The organism is Dactylosporangium maewongense (genome assembly GCF_039531485.1).
Taxonomy (GTDB): Bacteria; Actinomycetota; Actinomycetes; order Mycobacteriales; family Micromonosporaceae; genus Dactylosporangium; species Dactylosporangium maewongense.
This window is the reverse complement of sequence record NZ_BAAAQD010000019.1, coordinates 205974-231500: the sequence shown is the minus strand read 5'-3', so window position 1 is coordinate 231500 and position 25527 is coordinate 205974. Positions and strand designations below refer to the sequence as shown.

The following is a 25527-nucleotide window of genomic DNA, read 5'->3' as shown; positions in this document are numbered from 1 at the left end:
CTCGGAGGTGGGTCGTCGTCTGACTGGCCAAACACCTTTCAGGGAGGCTTCCATGGTCAGTCAGTTCCGCGCCGCCGCCGTGGCCGTGATCGCCGCGTTGTGCCTGACGGCGTGCGGTGCAGATGGGAAGGACGACAGCACCAGCTACGAGAAGGCCCCGGCGGGGACGATGAACCCGCAGGGCGGCCAGCCCGGTCCGGCGATCACCGGCGGCGCGGGCGACGAGGCGCCCGGCGAGCAGGCGGCGTCGAACCAGCCGGTGTCGACGTTCGCGGTCGACGTGGACACCGCGTCCTACGGCTACGCGAAGCGCCAGCTGCTGGCAGGGCAGCGTCCGGCGGCGGGCACGATCCGGCCCGAGGAGTTCGTGAATTCGTTCCAGCAGGGGTACCGGCAGCCGTCCGGCGACGGGTTCGCGGTTGCCACGGACGGCACCCGGCTGCCGAAGACCCACAGCAACTCCGGTGACACAGCCCGGTTGCTGCGGGTGGGGCTGCAGACGAGAGCCGAGCCGGAGGGGCAACGCCTCGACGCGTCGTTGACGTTCGTCGTGGACGTGTCCGGTTCGATGGCGGAGCCGGGCAAGCTCGACCTGGTCAAGAGCGGGCTGCACACGTTGGTGGACCAGTTGCGCACCACGGACTCGGTGGCGCTGGTCGCCTACTCCGACGACGCGGAGGTGCTGCGGCAGATGACGCCGGTCCGGGACCGCTCGGCGCTGCACGGGGCGATCGACCGGTTGCGGGTGGCGGGCAGCACGAACCTGCAGTCGGGGCTGCGGCTCGGCTACGAGACGGCGCGCAAGAGCTTCCGGGAGGGTGCGACCAACCGGGTCATCCTGCTCTCCGACGGTCTTCCGAACGTCGGCACGACGAGCGCCGCACCCCTGGTCCGCGAGGTGCAGGAGGCGGCGGCGAAGCAGATCACGATGATGGGCGTCGGCGTCGGCAGCGACTACGGCGACAAGTTCATGGAGGAGCTCGCCGACAAGGGCGACGGCTATGTCGTCTACGTCAGCAGCACCGCCGAGGCGAACAAGGTCTTCGTGGAGCAGCTCCCGGCCACGTTGTCGGTGCGGGCGCTGGACGCGAAGGCGCAGGTCGAGTTCGATCCGGCGGCGGTCGTGTCGTACCGGTTGATCGGCTACGAGAACCGCACCCTCTCGGCGTCGGCGTTCCGCAACGACCGGGTCGACGGTGGCGAGGTCGGCCCCGGTCATTCGGTGACGGCGCTGTACGCGCTGCATCTTCGCGAGGGCGCGGAGGGGCATCTGGCGGATGTACGGGTGCGCTGGCAGGACCCGCGGACGCGGGAGCCCAGCGAGCAGAACGTGTCGGTGACGGTGGCGTCCCTGGACCGTGTGTTCACGGAGGCGGGGCCGCGGCTGCAGGTCTGCTACACGGCGGCCTACTTCGCCGAGGTGCTGCGGTCCAGCCAGTACGCCGGGGAGGTCCGGCTCGCGGACCTGCTGCGGCTCGCCGAGGGCCTGTCCGAGGGGGACAAGCAGGTCGCGGAGCTGGCCGAGGTGATCCGGGCGGCGACGAAGCTCTACCGGTAGGGGGACAGCGAAGGGGCCCGTCCTGCCGGACGGGCCCCTTCGTGTTGCCGCGTGGTGTTACTTGGCGGCCGTGACCTTCAGCGTGAAGCTGGCGGCGACCTCGGGGTGCAGCTTGATCTGCACCTTGTAGTCACCGACCGACTTCACGTGGCCGGGCAGCTCGAGGCGACGCTTGTCGAGGGCCGGACCGCCGGCCTTCTGGACGGCGTCGGCGACCTCGGCCGGGGTGACCGAGCCGTAGAGGCGGCCGCCTTCGCCGGCGCGGACGGCCAGCTTGACGGTCAGGTTCTCCAGCTGGGCCTTGACCTCGTTGGCGTGGCCCAGGTCGCGGATCTCGCGAGCCCCACGGGCGCGCTTGATGGTCGCGATCTGCTTCTCGCCACCCTTGGTCCACGGGATCGCGTAGCCCTGCGGGAGCAGGTAGTTACGCCCGTAGCCGTCCTTGACCTCAACCACGTCGCCGGGGGTCCCGAGACCGGAGACCTCCTGCTTCAGGATGATCTTCATGTCAGCCTCCCCTTATCGCGCAGTCGCGGTGTAGGGGAGCAGCGCCATCTCGCGCGCGTTCTTGACGGCACGCGCGATCTGCCGCTGCTGCTGAGCGGTCACGCCGGTCACCCGCCGAGCGCGGATCTTGCCGCGGTCGGAGATGAACTTCCGCAGCAGCGCGGTGTCCTTGTAGTCGATGTAGGCGATGCCCTCCTTGTCGAGAGGGTTCACCTTCTTCTTCGGTTTGCGCAGGGCCGCAGCCTTCGCCATTGCTCTTGCTCCTGATGCCATTAGAACGGGGGCTCGTCGTCGAAGGATGAATTCGACCTGCCGCCACCACTGGAGGCGTTGGCCGGTGCCGCGCTGGCCCACGGGTCATCGCTGAACCCGCCGCCACCGCCGCCACTGTTGCCGCCGCCACCACCAGAGGCGCCGAAGCCGCCACTGCCACCGGAGCGCTGCATCTTCTGCACCTTGGCAGTCGCATTGCGCAGCGAGGGGCCGATCTCGTCGACCTCCAGCTCGATGACGGTGCGCTTCTCGCCCTCGCGAGTCTCGTAACTCCGCTGCTTGAGGCGGCCGGAAACGATCACGCGGGTTCCACGCTGCAGCGACTCGGCGACATTCTCAGCCGCCTGGCGCCACACCGTGCAGGACAGGAACAGCGATTCGCCGTCCTTCCACTCGTTGGTGTTCTTGTCCAGGAACCGGGGGGTGGATGCCACCCGGAACTTGGCCACAGCCGCACCAGACGGAGTGAAGCGCAACTCGGGGTCGTCGGTCAGGTTGCCGATGACCGTGATCGTGGTGTCTCCTGCTGCCATATCGAGTCAACTCCTCGCGCACTGGGGTATGGCCCACCTTGTCACAGGGGTATGACAATTCCCGGTGACGTGTGGCGGGCGAAGCAGGTCGATCTCGCCCGGGATCCGCTTAGCGGACCTCGGGCCGGATGACCTTGGTGCGCAGCACGGACTCGTTGAGCCGCAGCTGACGGTCCAGCTCTGCCACCGACTCCGGCGATGCCTGGAGGTCGATGACGGCGTAGATGCCCTCGGTCTTCTTGTTGATCTCGTACGAGAGGCGCCGGCGGCCCCACACGTCGAGCTTCTCCACCGAGCCACCCGACGTCCGGATCACGTTCAGATACGTGTCGAGCGACGGTGCGACGGTGCGCTCCTCGAGACTTCCATCGAGGATCACCATGATTTCGTAATGACGCAAGACGTTCTCACCTCCTACGGGCTAAGCGGCCGCGGTCCATCCGCGGCAGGAGGTCGTGCGTCGTCTGCCGTCCGATGGACGGCAGACCGAGCAAGAGTACACGGTGCGTGTACACAGAAAGACCGCGGGGCGCGTCATCCGCTTCTCTGGGTGGGACCTGGGGAGGAACGACCACACCGGTGCGTTGGATGACGGCGCCCCGCGGAGCTACCTAATTGTACCTTACGCGTAGCTAGCGCGTGATGACCGCTGCGCAATAATAGCCCGAATTGCGGCGATTCCAACACCGACCACGCAGACCGTCGCGACAAGTGCCAGCAGACCCGTCGGGGCGTTGGTGGCCGGGCCGGTCGCGGCGACGGGCTGCTCCACGTATACCCGCTCGTCCGTCGACGCACTCGGGTTCGCGCCGGCGGCCGGCGCGGGCGACGCGGTCGCGTCCGGGCCGAGCAGCGACGGGTCGACCGGCTCGGTGCCCTCACCGGTGGAGCTCGAGGCGTTCGTCGACGGCTTCCGGGTCGAGCGCGTGCCCGTGATGGCCTTGTTCGCCGCGTCGGCGGCGGCACCAGCCGGGCCTTCGGAGGAGGACGGCCGGCCGGCCTGACCGCCCTGGCCCGCGCCGGGGTTGGCGGCGGGCGCGGCGGGCGGCGCGGTGACCCCGACGGAGACCTCCTTGAACTGCTCGACCACGCCGACGCCGCAGGAGAAGGTCATGGCGACGTTGACCGGGCCCTTCTTGAAGACGACCGGCACCGCCTGGTTGGGCTGCACCGTCGAGACCGGCTTGCCGTCGACCTTGAGGGTCGCGCCCTGGCCGAGCCGGTTGACGAAGTTGATCCGCGACTCGGCGGGCACCGAGACGCTGCCGGCGCTGGGCTCCGACTTGCACACCAGCAGGCTCAACACGCTCCCGCCGCTGAACTCGACGGTCGGGGTGGAGGGTGCGGCGTGCACGGGGCTGGCGCCCACGGTCAGGGCCGCGGCGAACAGCGCGGCGGCGGCTGCCGCCACGCGGAGTGCCGGTCGGTGTCCAGACAAGGTAGCCATCCAGGGTTGAGGATTGATCAGATGCGGTTCCATCGAGGTCGCGCGATCACGGGCGACCTAGTTGCGTAACGACGCGGCCGACAGGACGGTGACGGAACCCTGCTATTCCGGACCCTTCGGTCGGGTTGCCACCGAGGCCGGGCCCCGGGGTAGCGCAAACTGTCGGTCCCACGTCGTAGGCTCTGCGGCATGCGAATCGGTGCTCACGTCGACCCCGCGGAGCCACTGGCGGAGGCCGCGGCGCGCGGCGCTGACCTGGTCCAGTTCTTCCTGACCGACCCGCAGGCCTGGATCGATCCCAAAGACCGCCCCGATGCCGAGGCACTCGTCGCCTCCGACGTCGACGTCTACATCCACGCGCCCTATCGGATCAACGTCGCGTCGTCCAACAACAGAATCCGCATCCCCAGCCGCAAGCTGCTCTTCCGCCACGCGTCGGCGGCGGCGAAGGTCGGGGCCAAGGGTCTGATCGTGCACGGCGGGCACGTCGAGAAGGCGGAAGGGCGCGACGCCGGGTTCGACAACTGGCGGAAGACGTTCGCGTTCGCGGCCGAGGAGGGCGGCTTCGCCACCCCGATCCTGATCGAGAACACCGCCGGCGGCGACAACGCCTGCGCCCGGCGCTTCGACGCGCTGGCCCGGCTGTGGGACGCGATCGGCGAGTATGAGGTCGGGTTCTGCCTGGACACCTGCCACGCCCACGCGGGCGGCGAGGACCTGCTCGACATCGTCGACCGGGTCAAGGCGATCACCGGCCGGATCGACCTCATCCACGCCAACAACTCCCGCGACGGCTTCGACTCCGGCCGCGACCGGCACGACAACCTCACGGCCGGCGAGATCGACCCCGAGCTGATCGTCTCGGTGATCCGGTCCGCCGGCGCGCCGGCGCTGGTCGAGACGCCCGGTGGCACCGAGGGGCAGACCGCCGACATCACCTACCTGCGGGAGCGGCTGGCGTGAGCAACGTGTCCGAGACCGAGAAGGACCCGGAAGCGGGACCCTCAGCCGCCGAGCCCGGTGACCCGGCGGCCTTGACCTCGGGGGAGCCCGCGCCGGGCAACGGCAAGCCAGCAGCGGCGGACACGCCGCCCGCGGCCGCCGGCGCCGCGACCGGCACCGCAGCGTCGGCAGCCGACGCGCCGGCGGAAGACGCCACAGCCGCAGCAGGCGATGCGGAGGCGGAAGACGCCACAGCCGCAGCAGGCGATGCGGGGACGGGAGGCGCGAAGGCCGCAGCAGGCGGCGCCAAGCGGGCGGCGCGCGGCGCCAGGGCGGCCACCGGCGAAGCGAAGACCGGCGGTGCGACCCAGGCGTCCGGCGACACGAAGCAATCGGCGGCCAGCGCGGAAGGCGGCGCCGCACAGGGCGACACGACCACCGCTGAAGCGCGCAACACCGAGGATGGCGCCGCGAAGGCCGAGGCCGACACAGCCGCTGGAGAAGCGGGCAGCGCAAAGGACGGCGCGGCGAAGGACGGGAGCGCCACGGCCACTGGCACCAAGGACGGTGCGGCGAAGGCCGGGGCCGATACGACCGCTGGAGAAGCGGGCAAGGCGGACGGCGCGGCCGCTCAGGGCGGTGAGCGGGTCAGTCTCGTCAAGGCGGACCCGTTCGGATCGTTCGCGCCCGTCCCCGACGAGGAGCCCGGCAAGGCCCGCAGGGTGGCGGCGCGCATCGGCAACGCGGTCGGGGAGTTCCTCGGGCACGAGTGGACGATGGCTGCCGTGGGCTCGGTGCTGCTCGCCGCCGTCATGACCTGGCCGACGCTGCGGGAGCCGGGCACGACGATCCCGCAGGACACCGCCGACCCGACGCTGCAGGCCTGGCAGATGTCCTGGGCCGGGCACATCCTCACCACCAACCCGGCGCAGCTGTGGAACGCCAACGCGTTCTTCCCCTCGAACTACAGCTACGCGTTCTCAGACACGCTGCTCGGCTACGCGCCCGCCGGCATGCTCGGCAGCGGGCCGGTGGCGGCGCTCGTCCGGTACAACATCATGTACGTCCTGATCTTCGCCCTGGCGTTCTTCGGGGCGTACGTGCTGGCCCGGCAGCTGGGTGCGCGGCCGACCGGTGCGGTGGTGGCCGGTGCCGCGTTCGCGTACGCGCCGTACCGGCTGGGGCAGGCGGGCCACCTGCACGTGCTGTCGATCGGCGGGATCGCGCTGGCGCTGGCCATGCTCGCCCGCGGCCACGGGTTCTCGCTGCGCGACGGCTATCAGCCGGACAAGCGGCGATGGGGCTGGGTCCTCGCGGGCTGGCTCGTCGCCTCATGGCAGATCAGCCTGGGCTTCGGCATCGGCATCCCGTTCGTGTACGCATTGCTGCTGGCGGTGCTCGCCACGGCGGTCTCCTGGGGCTACCGGCACGTGCGCAAGTGGGGCGTGACGCGCCCGTTCGGCTGGAAGCTGTTCTTCGCCAACCTCGGCGGCGGGGCGATCTTCGCGGCGGTCGGCGGGTTGATGGCGTACCCGTACCTGCAGGTGCTGAAGGATTACCCGTATGCGCGGCGCAGCGAGGAGCTCGTCGGGCTGTTCTCGCCGCCGCTGAAGGGATTCTTCATCGCGCCGCCGGAGTCGTGGCTGTGGGGCGAGGCGTATGCCGACGCCCGCGGCACGCTGACCTGGGCGCCGGAGATGGCGCTGCTGCCGGGCTTCTTCCTGTACGGCCTGGCGTTCGCCGGACTGTTCGTCTCCACCTGGCGGCTCAAGCACCGCGTCTGGATGCTGGTCGGCGTCCTCGGCACGGTGGCGCTCGCGATGGGGACGCACGGCCCCGGCAAGGGCGAGTTCGGCTACCTGGCGCTGTACCGGGCGCTGCCGGGCTTCGACGGCATCCGCACGTCGGGGCGCCTGGTGGTGTGGACGACGCTGTTCCTGGGGCTGCTCGCGGCGGGAGCGGTGAGCGCGTTCGCGGAGCGGGCGGTGGAGCTGTTCGCCGACCGGACCCAGTCGGAGCCGGGTGACCGGGCCGGGTTCCTGCCGCGGCTGGCGACCCTGATCCCCGTCATGCTGGTGCTGTTCGAGGGCGCTCACAACACGCCGCACCCGGTGGTGCCCACCACACCGATCGCGATGAGCACGGTGCAGGGGCCGCTGATGGTGCTGCCCAGCCACGAGCTCTTCGACATGAACGTCATGCTGTGGAGCACCGACGGATTCCCGAAGATCGTCAACGGCGGCAGCGGCTTCACGCCGATGGACCAGCAGGAGCTGCGGCAGACGATGCAGCAGTTCCCCGACGAGCAGACGGTGGCGCTGCTGCGTGAGCGGCACATCCGCACGGTCGTCGTGGTGCGCAGCCAGGCCCTCGGCAGCGCGTACGAGCGCGCCATCGACGCACCGATCGACGGCCTCGGCCTGACCCGCACGGAGCAGGGCGACGTCGTGCTCTACAAGGTCGAGGACAGCTGACGCCCGGCGGCACAGGCCAAGGAACGGCGGCCGCGGCGACGGGGCAGGCCGGGGCCGGGCACGAGCCGCTCACGCACTAAGGCGCCCGGCACCCGAAAGCGCCGAAGCGCCGAAGCGCCGAAGAACGAGACACGAAAAGGGCCGGCGGGAGAAGATCCCGCCGGCCCTTGCCGTTGTGCAGAAGTGCGAGGTGCAGCAGTGCGAAGTGGCTACGCCTCCGCCTTGACCAGGGGTGGGGGTTCGATCAGGGGGCGTTCGGCGGGTTCGGGGTTGAAGACGCCGCCGTCGGGATCCTCGCCTTCGTAGGTGTCGCGGACGACGTCCATCTCCGGGTGCCTGATGTCGCGGATGACGTAGCCGACCAGGACCGCGAGGGTCACCAGGCGCAGGATCGAGGCGAGGACGAACACGCCCTCCGGGAAGACCTGACGACCCGAGGCGCCCATGAGCTCGCCGTAGAACGAGACGAAGTACAAGACCTCGGCCGCTTGCCAGGCGAGGAAGGCACCCCAGCGAGGCCGGGCGAGCACCGCGAGGGGGATGAGCCACAGGACGTACTGCTGCGACCACACCTTGCCGGTGAGCAGGAACGCGGCCACGATCAGGAACGCGAGCTGCGCGAGGCGGGGCGTGGTCGGGGCGGTGAGGCCCAGGACGAGGATGCCCACGCAGCAGATCAAGAAGAGGCCGAGGTAGAGCACGTTGAGGGTGGCGTGCTCAGGGTCGGAGTCGAGGTTCTGGAAATAGGGGAACCCGTACTGGCCGGAGCCGCGCGGGAAGTGCGCGCCGATGTACCAGAGGGTGCCCCAGTCGATGCCCCGCTGGGAGTTGAAGTCCCAGAACTTGATCCAGGAATCCCAGTAGAGGGCCGCGATGGGCACGTTGACGGCGAGCCAGGTGCCGGCGCCGACGCCGAAGGTGGCGAGGGCCTCCTTCCACTTGCCGGTGCGCAGGCAGAGGACGAGGAGGGCGCCGAGGATCAGGACCGGATAGAACTTCGCGGCCGTCGCCAGGCCGAGGAAGAGACCGGCGAGCAGTGGTCTTCGGCGGGCCCAGCACGCCATGGAGATGGCGGCGAGGCCGACGCAGAAGAGGTCCCAGTTCACGGTCGCGGAGACGAACAGCGCGGGTGCCGCGGCGAACATCGCGGCGTCCCAGGGCCTTCGGCGCCGGACGGCGAGTGTGGCGGCGACCGCGGCGATGCCGAAGGCGCTGAGCACGACCGCGTTGAGGTCGTAGAAGGTCTGGCCGGGGTTGTCGAGCGCCCCCTGCTGGCCGAGGGAGTGCACGGGCAGGCCGAGCACGCCCATGAATGCGCCGGTCAGGACCGGGTACTCGACCTGGTGGTCGGCGTAGGGGACCTGGCCTTCGTTGAGGCCCTCGGCGTAGTAGAGGGCCAGCACGTCGGTGTAGCAGAAGTACTTGTACTGCTTCATGTCCGCCCAGGCGCCGTCGCGGCAGGGGGACTTCTGCATCCAGGAGAAGCTGAGCATGGCGCAGATCAGCAGCAGGACCACCCGCGCGGGGGTCCAGAACCGGTTCGGTGTCCGCACGGCGTGACTACCCAGGGGCCCACCGATCGACTCGGAGAGGCCACCGACGAAGCGGTCGGAGGTGGCGGGCTCGTCATTCAGGCGGTGCTCGGGTCGCACAGTCGGCGGCATCGCATCACCGTACCGTCGCAACCTCCGGGGCGGGTGCACCACCCGCTGTGGTTTCCTCGCCGACCCGCCGGATCGGCATCGCGAACAGCAGGGCGACGGCGAGCAGGACGTACCAGTTCTCGATGAAGAATCCGAGGACGCCCTCGCCCCACGGGTCGACGGGCAGGCCCTGGTCGTACAGCGACACCATGCCCACACCGACGGTGACAGCGATCAATACGGCGAGCCATCGCCGGCCGGCGTCGAACAGGACGACGATGGCGGGCGCGAACCAGTAGATGTGGTGGATCCAGGTGATCGGGCTGGCCAGGCAGCCGACGAGGCCGGCGATGGTGAGCCCGACGAGCTCGTCGCCGGCGAGCGCGGCGCGGCGGGCCCGCCACAGGCCGACGCCGACGACCGCCAGCACCAGCAGCACCCACAGCCAGCCGGGCGCGTCATACCGGGCGAGCAGCCCGCGCAGCGACTGGTTGGGGATGTATGCCGCCTTGCCGATCCCCTCGCCCTTCCACAGCGTGTCGGTCCAGAAGTCCCACGAGGCGCGGGGCGCGACCGCGGCGGCCAGCAACGTGGCGGCGGCGGCGCTGACGATCGCCGTGATTCCCGCCCGGTACCGGCGGCTGACCAGCAGATACACGATGAAGATCGCCGGGGTGAGCTTGATGGCGGCGGCGAGCCCGATGAGCACACCCGCCCACCGGCTCCGCCGCGGCAGCAGCACCAGCAGGTCGGCGAGGATGAGCACGATCAGCAGCACGTTGATCTGGCCGAAGCTGAACGTTTCACGGATCGGCTCGAGCGTGGTGAACACGACGGTCGACAGCACCAGCGCGAAGGGCAGCGACCAGCCGTGCCGGCGGGCCGCCGGGGCGACGAGCCAGTACGTGGTGATCAGCAGGCCGGCGCAGGCGAGGATCGCGTACACGGTGACGGCGGCGTTCTTCGCCAGCAGCGCGAAGGGGACCAGCACCATCGCGCCGAACGGCGGATAGGTGAAGCCGAGCTCGCCCTGCGTCGTGTCGGGTTTGGTGAACGTGTAGAGGTCGTGCCCGTCGAGCCACCAGTCGACGGCCTGCCGGTAGATCTTGAGGTCGTAGAAGTGGTGCCGGATGCCATACCACCAGTGCGCGTAGGCCACCAGCGCCACGAGCAGCGCGAGCAGCCCCCACCGGACGGCCTTCAGCCTGCCCGCTTCCAACGGACACCCCCCAAACGACAGCGGCCACGGTCCCGGCGAACATACCGCCGCTACCGTGGCCGCACATCTTCGGCCTACCTTGATCAGCGTCTTCGTGTCGGCGTGGGGAAGATGCCGCCACCGATGCCGCCCGGGCCCGGGCTCTGCGTGTCACCAGGGTTGCCGCCGTTGCCGTTCCCATTGCCGTTGCCATTCCCGTTGCCGGGACCGCCCGGGAGGCTCGGTTCGGCCGGGAGGCTCGGCTGCGGCGAGATGCCGGTGCCGACGTCCTGGTTGCCGACGTGCTTCGGGCCCGGGAAGTTGATCTTCGGCTGCTTCATGATGGCCTCGGCCTTGTCCATGAAGTCCTGCCAGATCGGGCCGGGCAGGCTACCGCCGATGACGCCCCTGCCGCCGCTGTCGACGATCTTCTGCTCCTCGGCCTTGTTGCCGACCCACACCGCGGTCGCCAGGCCCGGCGACTTCTTGCCCGGGTCGTAGGCGGTGTAGCCGACGAACCACGCGTGCGCGTTGGAGGTGGTCTGGCCGAGCTGCCAGGTGCCGGTCTTGCCGGCGATCTGGCGGCCGTCCTTGAGCTTCAGGTTGTAGTGCTTCGGCACGCCCTGCAGGACGGTGTTGAGGTCGTCGGCCATCTGGTCGGTGAAGCCCGGGATGCGCTTCGGGTTGATCACCTCGCCGTAGGTCTTCTTGCCGTCCTCCCACACCTCCTTCAGGAAGTGGGTCTTCGCCGCGACGCCGCGGGCGGCGAACGTGGCGATGCCGCCGGCGTGCTCCAGCACCGTCACCGGGTACTGACCGAAGGCGACCTCGGTGTTGAAGTACTTCGGGAACACGTCGGAGCCCTTGTTGGCCACGAGGTCGATCTTCTTGGACTTGTTGTCGACGTTGGCCCACATGTCGGTGATGCCGGCCGCGCGGGCGGTGTCGATCACCTTCGCCGGGCCGACCTTCTCGGCGAGCGCGAAGAACGGCACGTTGAGCGACATGACGGTGACCTCTTCCAAGGTGCACCACTTGCCGTCGCCCGACTTGCACTTCGGCGACGAGACCGCGCCCTCACCGGCGTTCTTGACCGGGTTCTTCGCGGTCCGGCCGCTGGCCGGGAACTGCTGCGGCGAGTCGCCGTTCCAGTAGGAGTCGATCGTGTAGCCGGCCATCAGACCGGTGGCGAGGGTGTAGACCTTGAACGTCGAGCCCGGCGGGTGTCCGCCGCAGCAGCTGTCGTCGCCGTTGCTGAGCACCGGGTCGTTGTAGTAGCCGGCGAAGTCGCCGCCGTTGCCGCTGTCGCCGCCGTAGTAGGCCTTGACCGCGCCGGTGCCCGGCTCGACGGCCACGAGCGCGGCCTGCAGGTTGCCCGGGTACTTGTTGATCCGCGACTCGGGGTTGCGGCTCGCCTCCTGGACCGCGGCCTGCTGCAGCTTCTGGTCGACGGTCGTGACGATCTTCAGACCACCGTTGCGGATCTTGTCGAAGTTCTTGCTGCCGTCGGGGTCGACATTCTCATACAGCGGGGCGTTGGTCTTCGGGTCCTTGAGCGCCGCGACCTCGTCGAGCACGTGGTGCACGATCAGGCCCTCGGGCTTGTCCATGCTGCCCTGCGTCTTGACCGCGTTGGCCCGGGCGACGGCCGGCGCGATGACCGTCGTCGGGTAGGCCATCTTCGTGTCCGCCTCTTCGGGCTTCACGAACTTGAGCGAGAGCATCTGCCCCTTGATGTAGTTGAACCGATCCGTCGCCTGTTGCTTGTCGATGTTCGGATCGAAGGGGCTGCCCTTGGCGTTGTTGCCCTCGGGGTTCTTGATGATGCCGGCCAGGACCATGCCCTCGGCCATGCTCAGTTCCTTCGCGGGCTTGTTGAAGTACGCGATGGATGCCGCCTGGATGCCGTACGCCCCTCGTCCGAAGTAGACGATGTTGAGGTACATCTCCAGGATCTTGTCCTTCTCGAACTCCTGGTTGAGCTTCAGCGCGATGACGGCCTCGCGCAGCTTCCGCGCGTAGGTGACGCCCTCGAGGTCGGCCCAGTGGCGCGCGTACTGCTGGCTGATCGTCGAGGCGCCCTGCCGGTCGCCGCCGGTCACGTTGTTCCACGCCGCGCGGACGACGCCTTTGTAGTCGACGCCGTCGTTGGTGTAGAAGCTGTTGTCCTCGGCCGCGACGACGGCGTGCTGCACGTCGGGCGGGATCTCGGTGATCGGGATGACCGTGCGGTTCTTGTCGCCGATACGGCCCATCGGGGTGACGCCGTCGGCGTAGTAGATCGTGGTCGACTGCTCCATGGCCAGGTCCTCGGGCAGCCCGACCTGGTCGAAGTAGTAGGTGCCGCCGACCATGCCGATGCCGGCGATCATGATGAACGAGGCGATTGCGGCGATGACGATGTTGCGGCGGCGCCGGCGCTTGGCCTTGGCGCTGCTGCTCCGGCCCCGGCCAGGGCCGCTGCCGCCGGCACCACCGGGACCGTCGGGGCCACCCGGGCCGCCTGGACCGCCCGGCCCGCCGGGACCGTCGCCGAAGCCCTCGGCACCCATCGACACCGACGCGCGGCCGACGGTGGCCCGGCCGACCGTCGCACGGCCGGCGGAGGAGCCGGGCACCGACGCGGACCCGGACACGGAGGCGGAGCCAGACACCGAGGCGGCACCGGAGACGGACGCCGACCCGACCGACGCCGACCCGACCGACGCCGACCCGGACGCGCCGGACACCGGCACGGACGCGCGCCCGGTGCGCGGCTCGTCGCCGCCCGGGCGCCCTACGCTGGCGCGGCCGACCGTCGCACGGCCTGCGGCGCCGGCGCTCGGCGCGGGCGCGGGTGGCGGCAGGGCAGGCGGCGGTGGCAGGGGCGGCACGCCGAAGTCGTCACCGTCTGGTCCCGGAAAGGATCCAGGAACCTGCGCCCGGCCCGAGGGGGAGTTGGTCGGGTCACCGTAGTTCATTCGTCCCACCTTGCCGGTTGCGTCGTTGTCGCATGCTCCGTCGCCACCATGTCTGTGAGCTGAGGCACTCGTCGGTCAGGTCTCAAAGTCTGCGGTCCCGGGCGTCAAGCGGCCGTGAGGCCGCGAGAGGTCACCGCTCGTCAGGGCATCGATGCAAATCGGCCCGCAGCGATCGCGGGCCAGGTTCACTCGGCCGCCCCTCCTCGGACCCGCGTCGTTGACCGACCGCCGGCTCCATCGTCCGATCCGGCCGTCAGGCCGTCGCGCCCCAGCAGATATTGCTCCACGAGGTGGTTCCAGCCGCAGGCGCGACAGACCTCCACCACGTAGACGTGAAACTCACTCAGCGTCATCGCCAGGAGTGGCAGCTCGGTCAGGCGGCGAGCCTGACCCGACGACTGCCTCAGCTCATCCCCATAGATGTAATGCACATGGGTGAGGTTCTCCCGGCGGCACACCGGGCACAGCTCCTCCGTCGGCTCGCCGTGGAACTTCGCTGCGCTCTTCAGGTATGGCGACGCGTCGCACACCTCATAGGTGCCGACACGCCCGGAATGCACCTCACGCAGCAGGGCGCGTCTCCGCAAGGAGAAGTCGACCACCTGACGCTGGGTACGCATGCGCCGAGGGTACGCGGTCCCGCGCCGCTCGGCGACATCGGTCACGATCGGTAACCGTCGGATAGACGATCAGAGGTGTGGTCCAGGCCACTTGGTCACGCGCGTTGCATCCGTTCGGCTGGGGGCCTACCGTTGCGATGTATCGGGCCGATACATCGGATCGGGTAAACGGAGGGAGGCCGGGAATGCTCGAACTGGCGATCCTGGGTCTCCTGCACGAGTCCCCGATGCACGGTTACGAGCTGCGTAAGCAGCTCACGACCAAGCTGGGCGCGTTCCGGGCCGCGATCAGCTACGGCTCCCTATACCCCACACTGCGCCGTCTACAGACGGACGGCTGGATCACCGAAGGTGCCCCGCCGACTGGCATGCCGGCGTCACCCGACGAGGTCCCGTTGCTCACTGGCAAGCGCGGCCGCGTGGTCTACACGATCACCGCCGAGGGCAAGGAGCGCTTCCAGGAGCTGCTCACCGCCGCCGGGCCCGAGACCTACGACAGCGAGGCCGGCTTCGGCGTCCACTTCGCCTTCTTCGCACGCACCGACCCGGCGACCAGGCTGCGGATCCTCGAGGGCCGCCGTCGCCGGGTGGAGGAGCGTCGCGAGGGCATGCGTGACGTGCTGAGCCGGGCCGCGGAGCGGCTCGACGCCTACACCCTGGAGCTGCAACGCCACGGCCTGGACGCGTGCGAGCGCGAGGTCCGCTGGCTCGAAGAGCTCATTGCGAACGAACGCAATGGCACCACCCCTCAGCCGCCTTCGGCAGATCCGGAGCGGTCATCGTGAACAACAAGAAGGAGGCATCCGCGATGGGCTCCGTCCGCGTTGCCATCGTCGGTGTAGGCAACTGCGCCTCGTCCCTGGTCCAGGGCGTGGAGTATTACCGCACCGCCGACCCGAATGACCGGGTACCGGGTCTCATGCACGTCAAGTTCGGCGACTACCACGTCGGTGACGTGCAGTTCGTCGCCGCGTTCGACGTCGACGCGAAGAAGGTCGGCCAGGACCTCGCGGCCGCGATCAGCGCCAGCGAGAACAACACCATCCAGTTCTGCGACGTGCCGCCCACCGGCGTGACCGTCCAGCGCGGACCGACCTTCGACGGCCTCGGCCAGTACTACCGCGAGATGGTCGACGAGTCCGACGAGCAGCCGGTCGACGTGGCCGCCGCGCTGCGCGAGGCTCAGGTCGACGTGCTCGTCTGCTACCTGCCGGTCGGCTCGGAGCAGGCCGCCAAGTACTACGCCCAGGCCGCCATCGACGCGGGCGCCGCCTTCGTCAACGCGCTCCCGGTGTTCATCGCCTCCAACCCGGAGTGGGCGCAGAAGTTCACCGACGCCGGGCTGCCGATCGTCGGCGACGACATCAAGAGCCAGGTCGGCGCCACGATCGTGCACCGCGCCCTCGCGAAGCTGTTCGAGGACCGCGGCGTCGAGCTGCTGCGCACGTACCAGCTCAACTTCGGCGGCAACATGGACTTCATGAACATGCTGGAGCGCACCCGCCTGGTCTCGAAGAAGATCTCGAAGACCCAGTCGGTGACCTCGCAGATCCCGCACGAGATGGCGAAGTCCGACGTCCACATCGGCCCGTCGGACCACGTGCCGTGGCTCGACGACCGCAAGTGGGCCTACATCCGCCTCGAGGGCAAGTCCTTCGGCGACACCCCGCTCAACGCGGAGCTGAAGCTCGAGGTCTGGGACTCGCCCAACTCGGCGGGCGTCATCATCGACGCGCTGCGCGCCGCGAAGATCGCCAAGGACCGCGGCATCGGCGGCCCGATCCTGTCCGCGTCGAGCTACTTCATGAAGTCGCCGCCGGTGCAGTACAACGACCACGACGCGCACCAGTCGGTCGAGCAGTTCATCGCCGGCGAGATCGAGCGCTGAACCACTCCTTATAACTAGGAACATAACTGGGAACGCCCCTCTCCGGACCACCGGAGAGGGGCGTTCCTCATGACAGGCCGAACTCGCGCTCGATGCGGACCTTGGCCTCCAGCTCCAGCAGCACCTTCTTGCGCCAGATGCCGCCGCCGAACCCGACCATCTTCCCGTCGGCGCCGACCACGCGATGGCACGGCACGATGATCGGCAGCGGGTTGCGGTTGCAGGCGACCCCGACCGCCCTGGCCCCGTCCGGCTCGCCGACCGCGGCGGCGATCTGCCCGTACGTGCGCATCTCCGCATACGGGATGGCCCACAGCGCCCGCCAGACGGCCCGCTCGAACTCCGACCCGCCGCGCACCGACAGCGGCACCGTGAACGGCGCCGACTCCCCGCCGAAGTAGCCGGTCAGCTCCTCGACGGCCCGCTCCAGCACCGGATCGCCGACGGGGGCGAGCGGACCCGCCGCGCCGCCGAAACGCACCGAGCACACACCGGTGTCGTCCACCGCGATCCCGACCGAATCGATCGGCGCCTGCATCTCCGCCCAACGCACGCGTCAATTGTGCCCGAAAACGCGAGTGTCAGATTTGCGTCGGATGGATACCCTGCTAGTTCCAACGGGGAGGGGGCGCTATGGACGTGGTGTTCCTGGTCGTCGGCGGCCTGGGTGTCCTCGTGCTGGCCCTGTCGCTGTTGCTCGGCGACCTCTTCCATCTCGACGTCGACCATCCGGACGCCGGCGGCCTGTTCTCATTGCCGGCGATCGCCGGGTTCATCGGCGCGTTTGGATTCGGCGCGGCGATCGTGTCGGCGCTCGGCGTCCCGGGGGGCTCGGCCGTCGCCGCCCTCTGCGGAATCGCGGCGGCCTTTCCGACGGCCTGGTTCGCGACCCGGCTCGCCCGGATGGCGATGAACATGCGTACCGACGCGACACCGACGCAACGGGACATGATCGGCACCATCGGCGTCGTCGTCACCCCCATCTCCGTGAACGGTTTCGGCGAGGTGCGGATCTCCCTCGGCGGACAGCCCGTGAAGCTCAGCGCCCGCGCGGACCATCCGATCGCGCTCGGCGCGCGGGTCCTCGTGGTGGAGGCGACCAGTTCCACCAGCGTGATCGTCGAAGAAACCCCTTTGTAGGTCGAGTAAACCCTTTTCAAGAAGGGACGTACATATGAATACGGTCCTGCTCATCGCGATCGGCGGCGGCGTGCTGCTGATCCTCTTCCTGATGCTGTTCATCGTCGCGCGGATCAAGGTCGCCGGCTCGAACGAGGCATTCATCATCACCGGCCGCAAGGGCAAGTCGGTGCAGGCGCTCGACGGGTCGCGCTCCACCGACCTGTCCGGGCAGAAGGTCGTCATGGGCGCCTCGGTGTTCGTGGTGCCGATCGTGCAGAAGCTGCAGGTCCTGGACCTGTCCAGTCGCCGCATCCACGTCGAGATCACCGGCGCGGTCAGCAAGCAGGGCATCCGCGCCAACCTGCAGGGCGTCGCGATCGTCAAGGTCGGCGGCACCGAGGACGCGATCCGCGCCGCCGCCCAGCGGTTCCTCAACCAGCAGCAGGGCATCGACCTGTTCACCAGCGAGGTGCTCGCCGGCGCGCTGCGCTCGATCGTCGGCCGGCTCACCATCGAGGAGATCATCCGGGACCGGACCGCGTTCGCCAGCGCGGTCGCCGAGGAGGCGGAGCACTCGCTGACCAACCAGGGTCTGGTGCTCGACACGTTCCAGCTTCAGGACATCCTCGCCGACGGGTCCTACCTGAAGGATCTCGGCCGCCCGGAGGCCGCCCGCGTGCTGCGGGACGCCGCGATCGCCGAGGCGCACGCCCGCCAGGCGGCCGAGTCGGAGCGGCTCAAGGCGGAGGAGGCCATCGCTGAGGCCAACCGCAACCTGGCGCTCAAGCAGGCCTCCATCCAGGCGGAGATCGACGCCGCGAAGGCCCGGTCCGCCGCGGCCGGCCCCCTCGCCCAGGCCGAGCGCGAGCAGATCATCCTGGCCGAGCAGCAGAAGGTCGCCGAGCGCAACGCCGAGCTCAAGCAGCGCCAGCTCGACACCGAGGTCCGCAAGCCGGCCGACGCCGAGCGCTACCGGGTGGAGCAGGAGGCGGAGGCGGCGAAGAACGCCGCGATCTTCAAGGCCGACGCGCAGCGGCAGTCCGTCATCGCCGCGGCGCAGGGCTCCGCCGAGCAGGCCCGCCTCACCGGTGAGGGCGAGCGGTCCCGCCGGGCGGCGCTCGCCGAGGCCAACGCGATCGAGGGTGCCAAGGAAGGTGAGGCGGAGCAGCGCCGGCGCGTCGCGATCGCCGAGGCCCTGGAGCGGGAGGGTTCCGCCGAGGCGTCGGCGATCCTGGCCCGCGGCCAGGCCGAGGCCGAGGCGATGAAGCTCAAGGCGGACGCGTTCGCCGCGTACGGCGAGGCCGCGATCCTGGACCTGCTGGTGCGGGTGATGCCGGAGGTGGTCAAGGCCGCGAGCGAGCCGATGGCCAACATCGACAAGATGACCGTCATCTCCACCGACGGCGCGTCGTCGCTGACGAAGTCGGTCGCCGGCAACGTCGCCCAGGGCCTGCAGCTCAGCACCGACCTGACCGGCATCGACCTGGCGAAACTGCTCGGCCGCCTCAGCGGCATGGTCGCGGACGAGCCCGCCAACGGCCGCGCCGCGGTCGAAGCGCCGAAGCCCCGGCAGGCCTGACAGGCCCCGTCGACGGCCGAGCCGCCGTCGACTCGCCGGAGCCGTGGGTGAGCCCGCCGACCGCGGGCCCGCCCACGGCCGAGGTACGGTCAAGCCGCCAAAGGCCTGAACGAGCCGTAGGCTTTTGGCGTGTCCACCGCCACCGCAGCCGCTCATCCACAGTCCCACTTCGTACGGGCGGTCCTGCGGCAACGTGGCTTCCGCCGCCTGCTCGGCGTGCGGATGGTGGCGCAGATCGGCGACGGCCTGTTTCAGGGCGCGCTGGCCGGCACGGTGTTGTTCAACCCGGAGCAGCGCGCCGGCGGCATGGCCATCGCCGCCGGCTTCGCCGTCCTCCTGCTGCCGTATTCGCTGATCGGGCCGTATGTCGGGGTGTTCCTCGACCGGTGGCGGCGGCGCACGATCATCCTGCGGGCCAACCTGCTGCGCGCCGTCTTGGTACTGCCGATCGCGCTGTACATCTGGCAGGGGCACGAGTCGCCGGTGCCGTTCCTGCTGGCGCTCGTGGTCACCGGGTTGAACCGGTTCTTCCTGGCCGGGCTGTCCGCGGCGACTCCGCACGTCGTCGACGACCACATGCTGGTGACCGCCAACTCGTTCGCCGCGACGCTCGGCTCGCTCAGCTTCTCCCTCGGCATCGGCGTCGGCGCGACGCTGATCAAGACGGTGCTTGCCACGTCGTTCCACGGCTACGCGCTGGTCGCCTCGATGGCGGCCGCCTTCTACCTGGCGTCCGCGCTGATCGGCCGGTCGTCGTTCGCCGCCGACGAATTGGGGCCCGACGCCGCGCAGCAGACCAAGGGCTCGATCCGGCAGGCGGTCGGCGAGGTCAACCGCGGCACCGTCGCCGGGGTCCGGCACCTCGCGGCGAAGCGCGGCGCCGCCTATCTCGTCCTGGTGCAGGCGGTGTTCCGGCTGCTGTACGGCGTGGTCCTGCTGGCCTGCCTGCTGCTGTTCCGCTCCGTGTTCAACACCGGCAGCGAGGTCAGCGACTCCTTCGGTACCATCGCCAACGCCTTCGCCGCAGGCGGCGTCGGGATGCTGCTGGCGTCCTTCGTGACCCCGCCGGTGGCCCGCCGGATGGGCGGCTGGCGCTGGGTGACGGTCGTGCTGGCGGCCACGGGCGCGGCGATCCTCGGCTTCGGGCTGCCCTTCGACCCGGTGCTGCTGCTCGGGGCGGTCTTCGTCACCAGCCTCGCGGCCCAGGCAATCAAGATCGTCACCGACACGTCACTGCAGCACGAGTGCGCCGACGAGTTCCGCGGGCGGGTGTTCAGCATCAACGACACCGCGTTCAACATCATGCTGGTCGCCGGCATGTACATCGGCGCGCTGACCCTGCCCTACACCGGCCAGTCGGCGGTGGTGCTCAGCGGGGTGGCGATCTGCTACGTGCTGACCGCTGCGGGCTACGCGGTGCTCGGGGGCCGGTGGGCCCGCCGGGTCGGCGACGACATCGCACAACCCGGCGGGAAACGCCTCACGTCTTTGGCCTGAGCTAGCTGGCCTTCTTCGCCTGCACCTGGGTCGTCGTGTTCGAGAACGACAGGGTGTTGCCGCTGCACGTGTACTTGCTCGGCGTGTCGTCGGCGGAGAACGCGTCCTCCTCGCTGGAGCCGGTGGACGGAACGGCCGTCACCATCTTGCCGGTGGCCTTCACGTCCTCGTACACGATGCTGCCGCTGGTGGTGTGCACCTTCGCGGTGACGGTCGCGTTGACCGTGACCGTGACCGCGACCGGCGTGCCGGAGACCGTCGGGTTGGCCTTGTAGAGGCTGTTCTCGTAGGTCTCGGTGTAGTTGCCGTCGGCGTCGAACTTCAGCTTCGAGCCGTTCTTGTCCAGCGTGAGCTTGAGGCCGCCCTCGACGCCCGCCATCGGTACTTCCTGGCTGTAGCTGGTCGTCGTCCAGGTGCCGATGAGGCAGGTGTCGATCGCCGCGCTCGGCTTGGCGCTCGCCCCGGCGCTCGCACCGGCGGTGGTGGTCTTGCCCGGGTCGGCGACGTTCTTCGGGTCGTCGTCCTTGCGCAGGGCGACCACGGCGACGATCGCGATCACGAGGACCACGACCACGCCGGACAGCGCGATCAGCGGCATCATGAACTTGTTGCGCCGCGGCGGGGTCGGCGACGCGCCGTACTGACCGCCGTAGGTCGCCGGCGGGAACGCCGGCGGTCCGCTGACCTGGCCGGGGTAGGCCGGCCCGCTGACCTGGCCGGGGTAGCCCGGCTGGCCGCTGACCTGGCCCGGGTAGCCCGGCCCGCTGACCTGCTGGTCGGGGAACGAGGGTCCGCTGCTTTGGTAGCCGGCATAGGGCGCGCCGTACGAGTCGCCACCGTAGGGCGAGCCGCTCACCGGCGGTTGCGGCGCCTGCGGGACGCCTCGATAGGTGCGGCACTGCGTGCAGTAACCGTTCGTATCAATGCCCATGCCGCCGCATGTAGGACACGGCTGCATGTCTGCCTCCAGAGTTTGTTCAGGGGTGGCCGGACCCAAAACCGGGGAGCGGCCGAAAGGGGGGAACGTGTAGCGACGGTAGCTGACCGGGTCTACGTGCAGAACCGGCTGAATCGCCACATGCACGACGCAACCGGGGTCAGAGTTCTGACAGCGTTGAACCTGCCAGGAGTCCTCCAGGAGAATGTGAGCCGTGCCTCAGCCGCTGGTCGTCGTCTTTGCCGGAACGTCGTGGGACGGGGTGACCGGCTCTGACCGGCTGCTCGCCTCGGCGCTCACCTCACATGCTGACATTCTCTGGGTCGATCCGCCGATCTCTGCGGCGACTCCGGACCGATACCGTTACGGCGCCTCCCGCCTGGGCGTCTCCCCGCAGATCCGTCAGGTGTCCGACGGTGTGACGCGGCTGACGCCGCGGGTGCTGCCGCTGCACACCCGCCCCTACATCAAGGTCAGCACCGCGGCGCTGATCCGCTCGCAGACCCGCTGGGCGCTGCGCAAGCTCGACCGCCGGCCGGCCGTGGTGATGGCCTGCAACCTCGTCGACGTCCTGCGCAGCTGGGGTCCCGGGGTGGCCAAGGTGCTCTACGGCACCGACGACTATGTCGCCGGCGCGGAGCTCATGGGGCACGACGCGGCGCGGGTCGCCGAGGACGAGCGACGCCAGTTGGACAACGCCGACCTGGTCGTGGCGGTTTCCACGGTACTGGCGGAGCGCTGGACGGGACTGGGCGCCAAACGCGTCGAGCTGATCCCGAACGGCGTGCAGACCTCGGCGTACCGGACCCCGGGCGAGCCGGCCGCGCTCCCGAAGCCGCTCACCGGGCCCGTGGCGGGTGTGATCGGCCAGTTCTCCGACCGCACCGACTTCGAGCTGCTCGCCGCCCTGGCCGACGACGGAGTGTCGCTGCTGCTGGTCGGGCCGCACGACGCCCGCTGGGAGCCGGACCGCTTCCCGGCGCTGACCGAGCGGCCCAACGTGGTCTGGGTCGGGCGGCAGCCGTTCGAGTCGCTGCCGACGTTCCTGCGGCACATCGACGTGGGCGTCACGCCGTACCGTGACACGCCCTTCAACCGGGCGTCGTTCCCGCTCAAGACGCTGGAGTACCTCGCGGCCGGGAAGCCGCCCGTGAGCACCGACCTGCCGGCGGTGCACTGGCTCGACACCCCGCTCGTGCGGATCGCCGGCACTCCGAAGGCGGTGGTCGCCGCGGTACGGGAGGCGGCGGCCGAGGCGCACGACCCGGCGCTGGTGGCCCGGCGGCAGGCGTTCGCCGAGCAGCACTCGTGGGCGGAACGGGCGAAGGCGTTGGCGGTGGCCCTGCCGCTTTGAACCGTTTGTAATCGTATGATCACATAATGTCATCACCTCCACCGCCTTTGTCCGCTTCGCCGCCGGATCCCGATTCCGGGCACGACCCTCGAGGCGCTCGCGACCCTCGCGGCGCTCAGGACCCTCGCGGTCCACGTCGGTTCGAGCTGGAGTCGGGTCCGCCGGCGCGGCCGTCGCTGCCGTCCCGCGCGCACGATCCCGACGCGTACGAGGAGTACGAGTACCGGGAGCCCGTGTACGGGTTCCCGTCCTTGGCGTCGGCCGCCCATCAGCCTTCGTCCGAGCACGAGGTGCCGGACTACGAGCCGCCGCGGCCCGGTGCGCCGCGGCCGCAGGAGCTCGCCGAGCCGTTGCCGCCGTCGGCGCCGGACCCGACCCTCCCCGCGTGGCTGCGGCCGGCGTACACCGCCGATGACGTGCCGGACTTCCATCCGCCGGGCGAGTCCGCCTATGGCGCTTCCCCCAGCGCTTCCCGCGGCCCCTCCTTTGATCAGCAGCCACCCGGTCCCGCCGGGCCCGCCGCTGGTCCGGCCGGTTCCGGCCCTGGCTCTGGCCCTGGCTCTGGCCCTGGTGGCCCGCCCGGGCAGCGCAAGCGGCGGCGCTGGGTCATTCCCGTCGTCGGCGGGGCCGCCGCGCTGCTGATCCTGAGCGGGGCCGCCACCGTCCTGCTGTACGTGCGGGCCAACGACTCGGTCGACACCACCGCCGGTCCGGTCGTCTCCGTGGCGGCGTCGACGGCGGAGACGGGCACCCAGAGCGCACCGAGCGCCGGCGACGGCACGAGTCGCGGTCCCGCGGCCGGACCGAACGGCGCGGCATCCCCGTCGGCTCCCGGTGCGGGCGTGACGTGCACGTACTCGCCCGCGGACCGCGGCGGCGGCGAGCCCCGCCTGGTGGCCACGCCCGCGCCGCGCGCGACGCTGACCGGCAAGCCGAACGCCACGCTGGAGACCAACCTCGGTGCGATCGGGATCCAGCTGTACGCCGACCGGGCGCCCTGCACGGTCAACTCGTTCGTCCACCTGTCCCGGGACGACTTCTACAGCGACACGCCCTGCCACCGGCTCACGACCGAGGGGCTGTGGGTGCTGCAGTGCGGCGACCCGGGCGGCACGGGGACCGGCACGCCCGGCTACCAGTTCGGCGAGGAGAACCTGCCGACGACGCTGCCGCCGTACCCGCGGGGCACGCTCGCCATGGCGAACGCCGGGCCGGGCACGAACGGCTCGCAGTTCTTCATCGTCTACAAGGACAGTGCCATCCCGCCGGACTACTCCGTGTTCGGCCAGGTGACGAGCGGTCTGGACCTGCTGGACCGGATCGCCGCCGCCGGCACCACCACGGGGGGTGCCGACGGCGCGCCGAAGCTGGCCGTGAAGATCACGGAGATCAGGGTTTCGTGAGGCCCTCGGCGGCAGCCCAGCGCAGCAGCTCGGCCTCGGCCTCGTCCCGGTCGAGCGGGCCACGCTCCAGCCGCAGCTCTTTGAGGTGCCGCCAGGCTCGACCCACGAGCGGGCCGGGCGGCACCCCGAGCAGTTCCATGATCGCGTTTCCGTCGAGGTCGGGCCGGACGCGGGCCAGGTCCTCCTCGGCGGCGATCCGGGCGATCCGGGCCTCCAGCGCGTCGTAGTCGGCCGCGAGCTGCGCCGCCTTGCGCCGGTTGCGGGTCGTCACGTCCGACCGGGTCAGGCTGTGCAGGCGCGACAGCAGCGGCCCGGCGTCGGTCACGTAGCGGCGCACCGCCGAGTCGGTCCACTCGCCGCGGCCGTACCCGTAGAAGCGCAGATGCAGCATGACCAGCTCTGAGACGTCCGAGATCACGTCCTTGGGGAACTTGAGCGCCTTCATCCGCTGCTTGGTCAGCCGCGCGCCCACGACCTCGTGGTGGTGGAAGCTGACGCCGCCGTCCGGGCCGACCGCCTTGGTCGCCGGCTTGCCGACGTCGTGCATCAGGGCGGCCATGCGCAGCGTGAAGTCCGGGCCGTCGCTCTCGTGGCCGATGGCGTTGCGGACCACGATCAAGGTGTGCTCGTAGACGTCCTTGTGCTGGGCGTGCTCGTCGATCTCCAGCTTGAGACCGGTCACCTCCGGCAGGAACGTCTCGGCCAGGCCGGTGTCGACCAGCAGCCGCAGGCCCGTGATCGGGTCGGCGCCGCACATGAGCTTGACGAACTCGTCGCGGATCCGCTCGGCCGTGATCCGTGCGAGGTCGCCGGCCATGGCGGTCATCGCCGCCCGTACCTCGGCCGCGACGGTGAACTGCAGCTGCGCGGCGAACCGTGCGGCCCGCAGCATCCGCAGCGGATCGTCGGCGAACGACTCCTCCGGGGCGCCCGGCGTGCGCAGGACACGCTCGGCGAGGTCGGTGAGGCCGCCGTACGGGTCGGTGAACTCGTGCCCCGGCACCGAGACGGCCATCGCGTTGACGGCGAAGTCACGGCGGCGCAGGTCGTCGACCAGGTTGTCGCCGTACTGGACGATCGGGTTGCGGCTGACGCGGTCGTAGGCGTCGGCGCGGAACGTGGTGACCTCGATGCGCAGGCCCTTGCGGGCGAGCCCGATCGTGCCGAACTCCTGGCCGGTCGTCCACACCGCCTCGGCCCAGCCGTCGATGATCCGCAGCGTCTCCTCGGGCCGAGCGTCGGTGGTGAAGTCCAGGTCGTCGCCGAGGCGCCCGAGGAGCGCGTCACGCACCGAACCGCCGACGAGGTGCAGCTCGTGCCCTGCCGCAGCGAACCGGCGGCCGAGCTCGTCGGCGACGGGGGAGACGCGCATCAGCTCGTGCACGGCACGGCGCTGGGCGTCGGTGAGGGCGCGGGTGCTCCCGGCGCGCGCGGCTTCGGCCCGTGCGGCTTCGGCCCGAGCGGCGTCGGTTCGTGTGGTTTCGGACATCGGTCGGTGAGCCTATCGCGAGGGCATGTGCGGTGGGCAAGGAGCGGACACCGAGGGTAGTCGCCGTGTCGGCGACCGGTCTCGCGATTTGTCGGCTCCTCGG

The 25527-nt window shown here is 70.1% G+C and carries 22 protein-coding genes; 10 read left to right on the top strand and 12 right to left on the bottom strand.

Annotated elements, in window-relative coordinates:
* Positions 1–52: 52 nt before the first annotated feature.
* The gene (locus tag ABD332_RS39695; protein WP_344508561.1) at positions 53–1558 is read left to right on the top strand and encodes a vWA domain-containing protein; all 1506 of its coding nucleotides are present in this window, start codon (positions 53–55) and stop codon (positions 1556–1558) included.
* Positions 1559–1615: 57 nt separating this feature from the next.
* Here the strand turns inward: ABD332_RS39695 and rplI are convergent, their stop codons facing one another.
* The 5 genes from rplI to ABD332_RS39670 all read right to left on the bottom strand — a co-directional run bounded on the left by rplI (position 1616) and on the right by ABD332_RS39670 (position 4282).
* Positions 1616–2065 carry a 50S ribosomal protein L9 gene (rplI, locus tag ABD332_RS39690; RefSeq protein WP_344508559.1) on the bottom strand — a complete coding sequence of 150 codons (450 nt, stop codon included), beginning with the start codon at positions 2063–2065 and terminating at the stop codon, positions 1616–1618.
* Positions 2066–2077: 12 nt separating this feature from the next.
* Complete coding sequence (rpsR, locus tag ABD332_RS39685) at positions 2078–2317, bottom strand: 30S ribosomal protein S18 (protein ID WP_033359945.1); 240 nt, start codon at positions 2315–2317, stop codon at positions 2078–2080.
* Between the two features lie 20 nt (positions 2318–2337).
* Positions 2338–2871, bottom strand: coding sequence for a single-stranded DNA-binding protein (locus tag ABD332_RS39680; protein ID WP_344508557.1), 534 nt, complete (start codon positions 2869–2871; stop codon positions 2338–2340).
* 109 nt (positions 2872–2980) lie between these two features.
* The gene (rpsF, locus tag ABD332_RS39675) at positions 2981–3271 is read right to left on the bottom strand and encodes a 30S ribosomal protein S6 (RefSeq protein ID WP_033359943.1); all 291 of its coding nucleotides are present in this window, start codon (positions 3269–3271) and stop codon (positions 2981–2983) included.
* 222 nt (positions 3272–3493) lie between these two features.
* Positions 3494–4282, bottom strand: coding sequence for a hypothetical protein (locus ABD332_RS39670; RefSeq protein ID WP_344508554.1), 789 nt, complete (start codon positions 4280–4282; stop codon positions 3494–3496).
* A 225-nt stretch (positions 4283–4507) separates the two neighbouring features.
* On the opposite strand from ABD332_RS39670, the gene ABD332_RS39665 reads away from it, so the two are divergent.
* Together ABD332_RS39665 and ABD332_RS39660 are read left to right on the top strand one after the other, a co-directional pair.
* The gene (locus tag ABD332_RS39665) at positions 4508–5281 is read left to right on the top strand and encodes a deoxyribonuclease IV (protein WP_344508553.1); all 774 of its coding nucleotides are present in this window, start codon (positions 4508–4510) and stop codon (positions 5279–5281) included.
* Positions 5278–7734 carry a hypothetical protein gene (locus ABD332_RS39660; protein ID WP_344508551.1) on the top strand — a complete coding sequence of 819 codons (2457 nt, stop codon included), beginning with the start codon at positions 5278–5280 and terminating at the stop codon, positions 7732–7734. The genes ABD332_RS39665 and ABD332_RS39660 overlap by 4 nt, the downstream gene beginning before the upstream one ends.
* 209 nt (positions 7735–7943) lie before the next feature.
* Here the strand turns inward: ABD332_RS39660 and ABD332_RS39655 are convergent, their stop codons facing one another.
* The 4 genes from ABD332_RS39655 to ABD332_RS39640 form a co-directional block, all read right to left on the bottom strand.
* The gene (locus ABD332_RS39655) at positions 7944–9398 is read right to left on the bottom strand and encodes a glycosyltransferase family 87 protein (RefSeq protein ID WP_344508549.1); all 1455 of its coding nucleotides are present in this window, start codon (positions 9396–9398) and stop codon (positions 7944–7946) included.
* Positions 9399–9402: 4 nt separating this feature from the next.
* Positions 9403–10596: a glycosyltransferase 87 family protein gene (locus ABD332_RS39650; RefSeq protein ID WP_344508547.1), complete on the bottom strand. Its 1194-nt coding sequence runs from the start codon at positions 10594–10596 to the stop codon at positions 9403–9405.
* An 83-nt stretch (positions 10597–10679) separates the two neighbouring features.
* On the bottom strand, positions 10680–13535 hold the full coding sequence (locus ABD332_RS39645) for a transglycosylase domain-containing protein (RefSeq protein WP_344508545.1): 2856 nt from the start codon (positions 13533–13535) through the stop codon (positions 10680–10682).
* Between the two features lie 185 nt (positions 13536–13720).
* Positions 13721–14155, bottom strand: a complete 435-nt coding sequence (locus ABD332_RS39640; protein ID WP_344508543.1) for a DUF5318 domain-containing protein — start codon at positions 14153–14155, stop codon at positions 13721–13723.
* Between the two features lie 185 nt (positions 14156–14340).
* Between ABD332_RS39640 and ABD332_RS39635 the strand changes: the two genes are divergently transcribed.
* Both ABD332_RS39635 and ABD332_RS39630 read left to right on the top strand, forming a co-directional pair.
* Entirely contained in the window at positions 14341–14940 is a 600-nt protein-coding gene (locus ABD332_RS39635; protein WP_344508541.1) for a PadR family transcriptional regulator, read from the top strand.
* 23 nt (positions 14941–14963) lie between these two features.
* Positions 14964–16043 (top strand): inositol-3-phosphate synthase, encoded by a 1080-nt coding sequence (locus ABD332_RS39630; protein WP_344508618.1) that lies wholly within the window; start codon positions 14964–14966, stop codon positions 16041–16043.
* A 67-nt stretch (positions 16044–16110) separates the two neighbouring features.
* Here ABD332_RS39630 and ABD332_RS39625 read toward each other — a convergent pair whose 3' ends face one another.
* The gene (locus ABD332_RS39625; protein WP_344508539.1) at positions 16111–16596 is read right to left on the bottom strand and encodes a methylated-DNA--[protein]-cysteine S-methyltransferase; all 486 of its coding nucleotides are present in this window, start codon (positions 16594–16596) and stop codon (positions 16111–16113) included.
* A gap of 80 nt (positions 16597–16676) precedes the next feature.
* On the opposite strand from ABD332_RS39625, the gene ABD332_RS39620 reads away from it, so the two are divergent.
* The 3 genes from ABD332_RS39620 (at position 16677) to ABD332_RS39610 (ending at position 20241) form a co-directional block, all read left to right on the top strand.
* On the top strand, positions 16677–17183 hold the full coding sequence (locus ABD332_RS39620; RefSeq protein WP_344508537.1) for an NfeD family protein: 507 nt from the start codon (positions 16677–16679) through the stop codon (positions 17181–17183).
* Between the two features lie 34 nt (positions 17184–17217).
* Positions 17218–18744 carry a flotillin family protein gene (locus tag ABD332_RS39615; RefSeq protein ID WP_344508535.1) on the top strand — a complete coding sequence of 509 codons (1527 nt, stop codon included), beginning with the start codon at positions 17218–17220 and terminating at the stop codon, positions 18742–18744.
* A gap of 129 nt (positions 18745–18873) precedes the next feature.
* Positions 18874–20241: an MFS transporter gene (locus tag ABD332_RS39610; RefSeq protein ID WP_344508533.1), complete on the top strand. Its 1368-nt coding sequence runs from the start codon at positions 18874–18876 to the stop codon at positions 20239–20241.
* A gap of 1 nt (position 20242) precedes the next feature.
* On the opposite strand, the gene ABD332_RS39605 is transcribed toward ABD332_RS39610, so the two are convergent.
* On the bottom strand, positions 20243–21172 hold the full coding sequence (locus ABD332_RS39605) for a hypothetical protein (RefSeq protein WP_344508531.1): 930 nt from the start codon (positions 21170–21172) through the stop codon (positions 20243–20245).
* Between the two features lie 220 nt (positions 21173–21392).
* Here ABD332_RS39605 and ABD332_RS39600 point away from each other — a divergent pair, with 220 nt between their 5' ends.
* Both ABD332_RS39600 and ABD332_RS39595 read left to right on the top strand, forming a co-directional pair.
* The gene (locus tag ABD332_RS39600; protein WP_344508529.1) at positions 21393–22532 is read left to right on the top strand and encodes a glycosyltransferase; all 1140 of its coding nucleotides are present in this window, start codon (positions 21393–21395) and stop codon (positions 22530–22532) included.
* A gap of 233 nt (positions 22533–22765) precedes the next feature.
* A complete protein-coding gene (locus ABD332_RS39595; protein ID WP_344508527.1) occupies positions 22766–23935 on the top strand; it encodes a peptidylprolyl isomerase in 1170 nt (389 codons plus the stop codon).
* On the opposite strand, the gene ABD332_RS39590 is transcribed toward ABD332_RS39595, so the two are convergent.
* Positions 23922–25424: a CCA tRNA nucleotidyltransferase gene (locus ABD332_RS39590; protein ID WP_344508525.1), complete on the bottom strand. Its 1503-nt coding sequence runs from the start codon at positions 25422–25424 to the stop codon at positions 23922–23924. The genes ABD332_RS39595 and ABD332_RS39590 overlap by 14 nt on opposite strands.
* Positions 25425–25527 lie beyond the last annotated feature (103 nt).

Excerpts from the sequence above, each read along its gene's own strand:
- ABD332_RS39695 (WP_344508561.1), top strand. The coding sequence starts at position 53 with ATGGTCAGTCAGTTCCGCGCCGCCGCCGTGGCCGTGATCGCCGCGTTG.
- rplI (WP_344508559.1), bottom strand. The coding sequence starts at position 2,065 with ATGAAGATCATCCTGAAGCAGGAGGTCTCCGGTCTCGGGACCCCCGGC.
- rpsR (WP_033359945.1), bottom strand. The coding sequence starts at position 2,317 with ATGGCGAAGGCTGCGGCCCTGCGCAAACCGAAGAAGAAGGTGAACCCT.
- ABD332_RS39680 (WP_344508557.1), bottom strand. The coding sequence starts at position 2,871 with ATGGCAGCAGGAGACACCACGATCACGGTCATCGGCAACCTGACCGAC.
- ABD332_RS39665 (WP_344508553.1), top strand. The coding sequence starts at position 4,508 with ATGCGAATCGGTGCTCACGTCGACCCCGCGGAGCCACTGGCGGAGGCC.
- ABD332_RS39655 (WP_344508549.1), bottom strand. The coding sequence starts at position 9,398 with ATGCCGCCGACTGTGCGACCCGAGCACCGCCTGAATGACGAGCCCGCC.
- ABD332_RS39645 (WP_344508545.1), bottom strand. The coding sequence starts at position 13,535 with ATGAACTACGGTGACCCGACCAACTCCCCCTCGGGCCGGGCGCAGGTT.
- ABD332_RS39640 (WP_344508543.1), bottom strand. The coding sequence starts at position 14,155 with ATGCGTACCCAGCGTCAGGTGGTCGACTTCTCCTTGCGGAGACGCGCC.
- ABD332_RS39635 (WP_344508541.1), top strand. The coding sequence starts at position 14,341 with ATGCTCGAACTGGCGATCCTGGGTCTCCTGCACGAGTCCCCGATGCAC.
- ABD332_RS39630 (WP_344508618.1), top strand. The coding sequence starts at position 14,964 with ATGGGCTCCGTCCGCGTTGCCATCGTCGGTGTAGGCAACTGCGCCTCG.
- ABD332_RS39620 (WP_344508537.1), top strand. The coding sequence starts at position 16,677 with ATGGACGTGGTGTTCCTGGTCGTCGGCGGCCTGGGTGTCCTCGTGCTG.
- ABD332_RS39615 (WP_344508535.1), top strand. The coding sequence starts at position 17,218 with ATGAATACGGTCCTGCTCATCGCGATCGGCGGCGGCGTGCTGCTGATC.
- ABD332_RS39605 (WP_344508531.1), bottom strand. The coding sequence starts at position 21,172 with ATGGGCATTGATACGAACGGTTACTGCACGCAGTGCCGCACCTATCGA.
- ABD332_RS39590 (WP_344508525.1), bottom strand. The coding sequence starts at position 25,424 with ATGTCCGAAACCACACGAACCGACGCCGCTCGGGCCGAAGCCGCACGG.